The sequence below is a fragment of the Pseudomonas sp. 2995-1 genome, from assembly GCF_002742505.1.
Classification (GTDB): Bacteria; Pseudomonadota; Gammaproteobacteria; order Pseudomonadales; family Pseudomonadaceae; genus Aquipseudomonas; species Aquipseudomonas sivasensis.
Genome location: NZ_LJSA01000354.1, coordinates 165,380 through 175,467 on the forward strand (window position 1 = coordinate 165,380; position 10,088 = coordinate 175,467).

Sequence of the window (10,088 nt, forward strand, 5' to 3'; positions counted from 1 at the left end):
CCCACCTACATTGGCATTGCATTCCAGATCATGAAACCGTGCTGTGTTCCGCCCGCTGCTGACGCTGTGCCACCCAAAACTCCACCAGCTCACGCAGCTGCGACAATTCCACCGGCTTGGCCATATGCCCATCCATCCCTGCCTGGCGTGCGCGTTCTTTGTGTTCCGAGAGGATATGCGCCGTGAGCGCCACTACCGGTGTGCGAATGCGCTGGTGGCTGACTTCCCACGCACGCAGCTGCTGGGTGGCCGAGAAGCCATCGAGGACCGGCATTTCACAGTCCATCAACACCAGGTCGTAGCGCTGGGCCTTCATCGCTTCCAGCGCTTCTTCGCCGTTGCTGGCGGTGTCCGGGTTGAGGTTGAGTTTGCCGAGCATGCCGCGAATCACTTTGGTTGAGATGCTGTTGTCTTCGGCCACCAGGATTTTGAAATCGCTCGGTACGATCACCGCAGCCGGGGCGTTCAACACTGGGCGAGGCTGCACGCCGCCTTTGCTGCGTTGAGTCAGTTCATCGGCCAGGGTGGTCTTGAGCGTGTAGCCGGCGACCGGCTTGGCGAGGATGCGTTTGATCCCACAGTTGCGCGCGATGACCTTGCTTGGCGCGTTGCTGATGCCGGTGAGCATAATCAGCAGAATGTCGTGATTCAGGCTCGGGTCTTCCTTGATCTTCGCCGCCAGTTGCATGCCGGTCATGCCGGGCATGTTCTGGTCCAGCAGCACCACGTCGAAGTAATCACGCAGGTGCGCCTTGGTGCGCAGCAATGCCAGGGCTTCCTTGCCCGATGGCACCGCGCTGACGTTCAGGCCCCAGGCCGTGCACTGCTGCACCAGCACTTTGCGGCAGGTGTCGTTGTCGTCCACCACCAACACGCGCGCGCCCTTGAGCGGGCCATCGAGGTCGGAGGTAGGGTGTTCCAGGCGTTCCGGGTCCAGCGGCAGGGTCAGCCACAACGTGCTGCCTTGATGGCTGCCACTCTTGATGCCGAACTCGCCGTTCATCAGCATGATCAGTTGGCGTGCGATCACCAGGCCCAAGTGGCCGCTCAGGCGAGTGGCCGAGAGGAAGTTCTTGCTGTGCAGTTCGCTGTGCAGCAGCGCGTCGCGCTCGGCGGCCTCCATCGGCAGGCCGCTGTCCTGCACGGCAATGCGCAGGCGTGGCTTGGTGCTGCGGTCGTCCAGGGCAACGACGATCAGCACTTCGCCTTCATCGGTCTTGTGCAGGGCGTTTTCCAGCAGGCTCAGCAGCGCCTGGCGCAGGCGTGTGGGGTCACCGCTGATGACGCGCGGCACTTGGGGCTGGATAAAGCTGATCAACTCGACATTCTGCTGCTCGGCCTTGGCGCGGAAGATGCTCAGGCAGTCATCAATCAGGGCATTGAGATCGAACTGCACGTCATCCAACTCGATCTGGCCGGATTCGAGCTTGGAGATATCGAGGATTTCGTTGATCAGTGTGAGCAACTCGTTGCCGGCGCTGTGGATGGTCTGCACGTAGTCGCGCTGCTTCACCGACAACGGCGTGCCCAGCAGCAACTCGGTCATGCCCAGCACGCCGTTCATGGGGGTACGGATTTCGTGGCTGATCTTGGCCAGGAACTCGGCCTTGGCGGCAATCTCGGCGTTGCTGGCGGCCAGGTCGCGACTGAGGCTGAAGCGAGCCTCAACAATCGCGCGCTGGCGCTCGCCCATGGCCAGGCTCATCAACAGACCGCTGAGGCAGATGAACGCCAGCAGCGTGATGATCAACCCCTGAGGCGACACCATAGTCAGGCCCAGCAACGCGGGGAGGATGATCAGCGTGCCGATGTTGAACACCACCATGCCGGCTACGAACAAGCGTGCCGGGCGGTAGCCTTTCTGCCAGTGATATGACGAGACAAACAGCATGCTCAGGCCCGCCAGCGCCACCAGCGCGTAGGTCATGATGTTCAGCGGCAGGGTGTTGACGAACAACAACAGCAGGCCACACAGCACGATAAACAGAATATCGGCCATCAACAATTTGTTCAGCGGGTGTGGACCCAGGGGCATGAAGAAACGATAGGCGAACATCAGCCCGCACGGTGCGGTCAGCAGCAGGGCCAGGTAGGCGCCAGGGGTCTGAATCCCGTGCCAATTCGGCAGCCATGGGCCCACCAGGTTGAGCAGCAGCGCCAGGCTGAGCATCAACAACAGTTCGGATGCTGCCAGCCATAGACTGCTGCGCGAGCGGTGGTAAGCGAAGCGTGTGAGGTTGTGCAGGATCAGCATCAACAGACAGCCGAACAGCAGGCCGTAGATCAGCGTCTGGGTCTGGTCGGCGGCGACCAGCACGGCCGGTTCCAAGGTGATATAGGGGCGAAGTTCGTGTTCCGACACCAGACGCAGGTAGACCTCAAGAGGTTTCTGGCTCTGGGGCATCGGTAGCATGAAGTCGCTGCTGGGTAACGGGCGTTCCGACTGGGGCTGGCGGGTGCCGGTGCTCTGTTGCTCGACCAGTGTGTCGCCGTCCAGCACGTAGAGGCTCAGGTGCGACAGGTCCGGAGCGAATATCCGCAGCACTTGTTCGTGCTTGCCGGGTTGCAGCTTGAACCGCACCCACAACGCACCGTCCGGCTGCGCAGCAGTAACGCGGTCCAGTTCGATGGGGCTGAATTGATTGGTGTAGCGGGGCGAACGGATGTCGCTCAGTTGCAGGTCGGCCTGTTCATCAAGCAATACTGCCCAGCCACTGCCTTGCGCGGCGGCCTGGGCCGGGAGCAAGCAGAGCAGCGTCAGCAGACTGACAGTGAAACCTATGGCGATCCTGAGCCAGCGCACGGCGAAATCCCTTCGTAGGTTGATGCACGGTTAACTATGCGCGGGGCAGCCTTATACGGCAAGGGCCTTGGGCCCTTGCCTAACCGAACGGATAGCTAGTGTTACTGGGTTTCGCCACGCTCGCGGGCAATGGCGCGGTAGCCGATGTCCGTGCGATAGAAGCAACCTTTCCAGTCGATCTTCTTGGCCAGTGCATAAGCCTGTTGCTGCGCAGCGTCGACACTGGCACCCATTGCCGTGGCGCACAGTACACGGCCACCGGCGGTCACAACCTTGCCATCCTTGAGCGCGGTGCCCGCATGGAACACCTTGCCTTCCAGCGTAGCGGCAGCGTCGAGGCCTTCAATCACATCGCCCTTGGCGTAGTCGGCAGGGTAACCGCCGGCCGCCAGCACAATGCCAACGCTCGGGCGTGGATCCCATTGTGCTTCAACCTTGTCCAGGGCTTGAGCCAGGGCGGCTTCCACCAGCAGCACCAGGCTCGATTGCAGGCGCAGCATCACCGGTTGGGTTTCCGGATCGCCGAAGCGGCAGTTGAACTCGATGACTTTCGGGTTACCGGCCTTGTCGATCATCAGACCGGCGTAGAGGAAACCGGTGTAGACATTGCCTTCATCGGCCATGCCACGCACGGTCGGCCAGATCACCAGGTCCATCACGCGTTGATGCACTTCGCTGGTGACCACCGGGGCAGGGGAGTAGGCGCCCATGCCGCCGGTGTTTGGACCGCTGTCGCCGTCGCCGACGCGCTTGTGATCCTGGCTGGTGGCCATCGGCAGTACGTTCTTGCCATCGACCATCACGATAAAGCTGGCTTCTTCGCCATCAAGGAATTCCTCGATGACAACGCGCGAACCGGCGTCACCAAAGGCATTGCCGGCGAGCATGTCGCGCACGGCGTCTTCGGCTTCCTGCAGGGTCATGGCGACAATCACGCCTTTACCGGCGGCCAGGCCATCGGCCTTGATCACGATTGGCGCACCTTTTTCACGCAGGTAAGCCAGGGCCGGCTCGATCTCGGTGAAGTTCTGGTAGTCGGCGGTCGGGATTTTGTGGCGTGCCAGGAAATCCTTGGTGAAAGCCTTGGAACCTTCCAACTGGGCAGCGCCAGCGGTAGGGCCGAAGCAGTCCAGGCCACGGCTGCGGAACAGGTCCACAACACCGGCGACCAGAGGGACTTCCGGACCGACGATGGTCAGGGAGACGTTTTTCTCGGCGAAGTCGGCCAGTTGCTCAAGGGCCAGCACGTCGATGGCGACGTTTTCGCACTTGGCTTCAATGGCGGTACCGGCGTTGCCGGGTGCTACGAAAACTTTCTGGACACGTGGGTCCTGGGCAACTTTCCAGGCCAGGGCGTGTTCACGGCCACCGCTGCCAATGATCAAAACATTCATTTCAAAAACCTCTGTGAAACGCTGTGCTTTCTGTAGGAGCGAGGGTGACGCTTAGTTCTTGCTCGCGAAGATCGTCAACGATAACGGGGGGCATCTGACTCCCCGTGGCGTTCTCGGGCTTTTCGCGAGCAAGAACTAGGCGTCCCGCTCGCTCCTACAGTAGGAAAGCAGTGGTGTTTAGTGACGGAAGTGGCGCATGCCGGTGAAGACCATGGCGATGCCAGCTTCATCAGCAGCGGCGATAACCTCTGCGTCGCGCATCGAGCCGCCCGGTTGGATAACGGCGGTTACGCCGGCCTTGGCTGCATTGTCCAAGCCGTCACGGAACGGGAAGAACGCATCGGATGCCATCACCGAACCTACAACCTGCAAACCAGCGTGCTCAGCCTTGATTGCGGCGATACGCGCCGAGTTCACGCGGCTCATCTGGCCAGCGCCGACACCGATGGTCTGACGGTTCTTGGCGTAGACGATGGCGTTGGATTTAACGTATTTGGCGACTTTCCAGGCGAAGATCAGGTCGTTGATCTCTTGCTCGGTAGGGGCGCGCTTGGTCACCACTTTCAGGTCTTCGCTGCCGATCATGCCGATGTCGCGGCTCTGAACCAGCAAGCCGCCATTGACGCGCTTGTAGTCCCAGGCTGCGGCGCGGTCAGCCGACCATTCACCGCAGGCCAACAGACGCACGTTAGCTTTGGCAGCCACAATGGCGCGGGCTTCTTCGCTGACGGAAGGGGCGATGATGACTTCAACGAACTGACGCTCGACGATGGCCTTGGCGGTCTCGGCGTCCAGCTCACGGTTGAAGGCAATGATGCCGCCGAACGCCGACTCGGTGTCGGTGGCGTAGGCCAGTTCGTACGCCTGGCGGATGCCGCCTTCGGCGTCCGGGCTCACGGCCACGCCACATGGGTTGGCGTGCTTGACGATCACGCAGGCCGGCTTGACGAAGCTCTTCACGCATTCCAGCGCGGCGTCGGTGTCGGCCACGTTGTTGTAGGACAGTTCTTTGCCTTGCAGTTGGGTCGCAGTGGCGATACCCACCTCGGCAGGTTTGGCTTCCACGTAGAACGCCGCGCTCTGGTGCGGGTTCTCGCCGTAGCGCATTTCCTGGGCCTTGATGAACTGGCTGTTGAAGGTGCGCGGGAACTGGCTGCGGCCTTCTGTGCTCAAGGTCTCGGCGGCCTGGTTCACGGTGCCCATGTAGTTGGCGATCATGCCGTCGTAGGCGGCGGTGTGTTCGAACGCCTTGAGCATCAGGTCGAAGCGCTGGGCGTAGGTCAGGCCGCCGGCTTTCAGGCTTTCCAGTACTTGGGCGTAGTCACCGGCGTTCACCACGATGGCCACGTCTTTGTGGTTCTTGGCTGCCGAACGAACCATGGTCGGGCCGCCGATATCGATGTTCTCGATGGCGGTCGGCAGGTCGCAGCCTGGCTTGTTGATGGTGGCTTCGAACGGGTAGAGGTTAACCGCTACCAGGTCAATCGGCTTGATGCCGTGCTCGGTCATGATGGCGTCGTCGATGCCGCGACGGCCGAGGATGCCGCCGTGGATTTTCGGATGCAGGGTCTTGACCCGACCGTCCATCATTTCTGCGAAACCGGTGTAGTCCGCGACTTCTACTGCGGCCACGCCGTTGTCCTGCAGCAGTTTGAAGGTCCCGCCTGTGGAGAGGATTTCCACGCCCAGGGCTTCCAGCTCCCGGGCAAATTCGAGGATCCCGGTCTTGTCGGAGACACTGATCAAGGCGCGGCGGATCGGCAGGCGGGTAGTCTGGTCGGTCATTTCAATTTCCATCAAAAGCAAAGGAGTCAGCAAAAAAGGCGACCGGTTTTACGCGGGCGCCTTTCTGGTTGGATTGAATGCTTACAGCAAATCGTATTGTTTGAGCTTTTTACGCAGGGTGCCACGGTTGAGGCCCAGCAGCTCACTGGCTTTGGTCTGGTTGCCCTTGACGTAGTTCATCACGCATTCGAGCAAGGGCGCCTCGACTTCGGAGAGCACCAGGTTGTACACATCCGTGACGGAAGCGCCCTCAAGGTGGGCGAAATAATTATGCAGCGCCTTCTCGACACTCCCGCGAAGGGTCTGGCCTTCTTCGCTCGGCGTGTTGAGGTGCTGTTTCAAATTGACGTTGTCGCTCACGGGTGTTGTTCCACTCACTAAAGTCTCGGTCATCATCGTCATGCGGCCACCCCTTCTCCGTCCCCTGCTCTCAGGCTCTTGTCTCGCTCGGCAAAAAACTCACGAACGGCGGTGACCTGTGCTTGCGTTTCATCCAAACGATTGAACCCGGCGCGAAACTCCCTGGCGCCCGGCAGGGTTGCGAGATACCAACCCACATGCTTGCGAGCAATGCGCACGCCCATCACGTCTCCATAGAAGGTGTGAAGTGCAGCCAGATGCTCAAGCAGAATACGTTCCACCTCGACCAACTCCGGCGCAGGCAAGACTTCACCGGTACGCAGAAAATGTTCGATCTCACGAAAAATCCATGGACGCCCCTGGGCGGCCCGGCCAATCAACAAACCATCGGCACCGGTGGCGTGCAGCACGCGCCGGGCTTTTTCGGCTGAGTCGATGTCGCCATTGGCAAACACGGGCATCGACACTGCCTGCTTGATTGCGGCGATGGTGTCGTACTCGGCTTCACCGGTGTATAGATCGGCGCGTGTGCGGCCATGCACTGCCAGCGCTGTAATGCCTGCCTGTTCGGCGATCTTCGCCACCGTCAGGCCGTTTTTGTTGTCCCGGTCCCAGCCGGTACGAATCTTCAGGGTTACCGGCACATCCACTGCGGCGACAACGGCCTGCAGGATCTCGGCAACCAACTGCTCATCTTTCAATAGTGCGGAACCGGCGGCCTTGTTGCAGACCTTCTTGGCCGGGCAGCCCATGTTGATGTCGATAATCTGTGCGCCCAACTCCACATTGGCTCGGGCCGCATCCGCCAGCATCTGCGCATCACCGCCGGCGATCTGTACCGAGCGGGGCTCGGGATCACCTTCGTGGATCATGCGCATCTGCGATTTGCGGGTGTTCCACAAGCTCATGTCGCTGGTGACCATTTCCGAGACTACAAGACCCGCGCCCAAACGCTTGCACAGCTGACGAAAGGGCTGGTCGGTGACGCCCGCCATTGGGGCGAGGATCAAGCCGTTCTGCAATGTATATGGGCCGATGCGTACCGCCGACATAGGACTTCCCTGTTGTGGGGCCGGATCATTAGAGTTCGAAAAAGGGTTGGCATGATACCCGCTCTCGATGACTGGATAAAGGCTGGATTGGATAAAATCTGAACAGTTATTTCTTTATCGCCACCGGTTTGGATGCGCGGCGCCGAGTCAATAATCCACCGTCAAGCTTCGGCGCATGGGTCGCCTCACTCGGGCGAGTGGAAGCTCAGGCTGTAATTCACGGCTTTGTTGCCCGGATCAAGGATGTCCAAGGAGATATGGATCGGGGTCTGAGATGGCATTTCGCTAACACCGGCCAACTCGCCGCTGAGGTATTCGGCGGGTTTGAAGCGACGACTGGCAATCAGGCTGCCATTGAGGTCGGCAAAACGCAGCTCCAGCAGCGGAAACGGCTGGGAGAACGTCGCGCGGTTATAGATGATTGCATCCACTACCAGCGCTCCTGCGAATTCCGGATGGCTGCGCACCACCAGGTTGCTGCTCTTAATATGGGCGATATCGACCCGTGACGGCACCGTGCAGCCCAGTGTGGGGCACAGTTGCTGGAACCATGGGCGGTAAGCGTCCTGGCGGGCCAGGTCGTCGAATTGGTAGGCGATGTACTGGCCTGCCAGACCGGCCGCGGCGATCAGCACCAGCAGCATCCAGATCAGGCGGCGGCCCAAGCCCTGCGGGCGTTTTTGTGCGTACAGGTGCAGCGGATCGTCTTCGAGGTCCTGAAGCAGGTCGTCGTGAGCGCCGGCCTCGGGGCGTGGGCGTTTGCGGCGAAACTGGGGGCGCTCTTCGGGTTCCAGTTCGTCCGCTGACTGGGTGAGCGGGGTGAACGGTGGGTCGATGTCGTCATCATCGGGCGAAGCGCGCAACGGCGTTTCGTCGTCGATAGTGTCGATGTGATGCGACATGGACGGTTCGGTGCGCTGCTTGGTTGCTGGGACTTTGGTCGATTCCGGCTCGTCTTCCGAGACGTTGGTGCGCTCTTCAGGCGGCTCGCTGAACAGGCTGGCGGCCCATTTTTCTTCTTCTGCCTTGACGGTCTCGCGGCTTGCGCTAAGGGCGTCTTCTTTCTGCCTGCGCTCGGCACCCGGTTGGCGACGCTCCGCGCCCACGGGCAGCGTGTGCTGAATCTCGCGGCGCTCCAGCTTGGCCAGTTCTTCGTCCAGGTCCAGGTTGTCGAGGTCCAGCTCTTCGGCGGTCCATTGCTTTTGGCTGATGGCGCGCGGTGCCTCAGGGGGCAGCGCGATCACCGGTTGTTCAGGCTCCGGCGCATGGGCGCGCTGCTCCAGCAACTGGCGAGCCGCGTTGAACACTTGCAGGCACGAGCCGCAGCGCACCACGCCACGGGCCACGCTCAATTGAGCGTGGTTGACGCGAAAGCGTGTTTGGCAATGCGGGCACTGGGTGACGAAACTGTCGGTCATGCGGCCATCCGATTCAGGCAAGCGCTCATTCTAGCGCCGACGCCCGCTGATGCGTACCCAGCCATCGCGGTTAGCGATCGGATCCAGCTCGAAATCCTGGGCATAGGCGGCAGCGACATCTTCGCCTTGCTCGGCAAGGATGCCCGACAGCGCCAGACGCCCACCCGGCTTAACCAGGCTCGACAGTTGCGGTGCCAGGGAAACCAGCGGCCCGGCGAGGATATTCGCCACCAGCACATCGGCCTGTACCTGGGGCAGGTCTTCAGGCAGGTAGAGCGGGAATTTGCCTTCAGGAATGTTGTTGCGCCCTGCGTTATCGCGGGAGGCTTCCAGGGCCTGCACGTCGATATCGGTGCCCACGGCTTCCTTGGCGCCCAGCAGCAGGGCGGCAATCGCCAGGATCCCCGAGCCGCAGCCGAAGTCCAGCACGTTGCTGTCGGTCAGGTCCTGGCCGTCGAGCCATTCCAGGCACAGTGCGGTGGTGGGGTGGGTGCCGGTGCCGAACGCTAGGCCGGGGTCGAGCAGCAGGTTGACCGCGTCAGGCTCTGGGGCGGCATGCCAGCTCGGCACGATCCACAGACGCTGACCGAAACGCATCGGCTGGAAGTTATCCATCCAGCTGCGCTCCCAGTCCTGGTCTTCGATCACTTCGCTGTGATGCTCAGGCAGCGAGCCGCCGGTGAGCAGTTCCATATGGGCCAGCACGGCAGCGGCATCGGTGCCGTCTTCGAACAGGGCCAGCAGGTGAGTGTGGGACCACAGCGGGGTGGTGTTGAGTTCCGGTTCGAAGATCGGTTGGTCTTCGGCGTCCATGAAGGTCACCGAGACGGCGCCCACTTCGAGGAAAGCGTCTTCATAGGTTTCGGCTTGTTCTGGGCTGATGGCGAGACGGACTTGCAGCCAAGGCATGGCGGGCACCTTTGAAAAAATGAGTGTGCGACGAGCGAGGTCGCGAAAGCGCGCAAGTTTACGCGAGCGAACAGCATAAGACGACATTACTGAGTGAATGCGGACCAAATGTGGGAGGGGGCTTGCTCCCGATTGCAGTGTGCCAGCCTCAGTATCTGTAACTGATCCACCGCTATCGGGAGCAAGCCCCCTCCCACATTTGGACTGTGTGCATCCTGGAAAACAGGTGTGCAGAAACAACAAAACCGCCCGAAGGCGGTTTTGTTGGGTGGAGCACTTACTGGTTGGCCAGTTTGTGTTCCAGGTAGTGAATGTTCACACCACCTTCGCAGAAGCCTTCATCACGAACCAGGTCCCGATGCAGCGG

At 60.9% G+C, this 10,088-nt stretch carries 8 protein-coding genes; all 8 read right to left on the minus strand.

Going from position 1 to position 10,088, the window contains the following annotated elements; translation table 11 throughout:
• Positions 1-28 precede the first annotated feature (28 nt).
• Complete coding sequence (locus AOA61_RS15530; protein WP_032890617.1) at positions 29-2,803, minus strand: hybrid sensor histidine kinase/response regulator; 2,775 nt, start codon at positions 2,801-2,803, stop codon at positions 29-31.
• Between the two features lie 101 nt (positions 2,804-2,904).
• Positions 2,905-4,197 carry a phosphoribosylamine--glycine ligase gene (gene purD, locus AOA61_RS15535; protein WP_095186033.1) on the minus strand — a complete coding sequence of 431 codons (1,293 nt, stop codon included), beginning with the start codon at positions 4,195-4,197 and terminating at the stop codon, positions 2,905-2,907.
• A 177-nt stretch (positions 4,198-4,374) separates the two neighbouring features.
• Positions 4,375-5,982, minus strand: a complete 1,608-nt coding sequence (gene purH, locus AOA61_RS15540) for a bifunctional phosphoribosylaminoimidazolecarboxamide formyltransferase/IMP cyclohydrolase (protein ID WP_032890621.1) — start codon at positions 5,980-5,982, stop codon at positions 4,375-4,377.
• An 81-nt stretch (positions 5,983-6,063) separates the two neighbouring features.
• Positions 6,064-6,384, minus strand: coding sequence for a DNA-binding transcriptional regulator Fis (gene fis / locus AOA61_RS15545; RefSeq protein WP_032890623.1), 321 nt, complete (start codon positions 6,382-6,384; stop codon positions 6,064-6,066).
• The gene (gene dusB / locus AOA61_RS15550) at positions 6,381-7,394 is read right to left on the minus strand and encodes a tRNA dihydrouridine synthase DusB (protein WP_099602084.1); all 1,014 of its coding nucleotides are present in this window, start codon (positions 7,392-7,394) and stop codon (positions 6,381-6,383) included. Before dusB ends, fis begins: the two co-directional genes overlap by 4 nt.
• Before the next feature lie 185 nt (positions 7,395-7,579).
• Complete coding sequence (locus tag AOA61_RS15560; RefSeq protein ID WP_099602086.1) at positions 7,580-8,812, minus strand: DUF3426 domain-containing protein; 1,233 nt, start codon at positions 8,810-8,812, stop codon at positions 7,580-7,582.
• Positions 8,813-8,842: 30 nt separating this feature from the next.
• Entirely contained in the window at positions 8,843-9,721 is an 879-nt protein-coding gene (gene prmA / locus AOA61_RS15565; RefSeq protein WP_099602087.1) for a 50S ribosomal protein L11 methyltransferase, read from the minus strand.
• A gap of 277 nt (positions 9,722-9,998) precedes the next feature.
• On the minus strand, positions 9,999-10,088 hold a 90-nt coding region (locus AOA61_RS32235; protein ID WP_256583417.1), incomplete at its 5' end, for a hypothetical protein.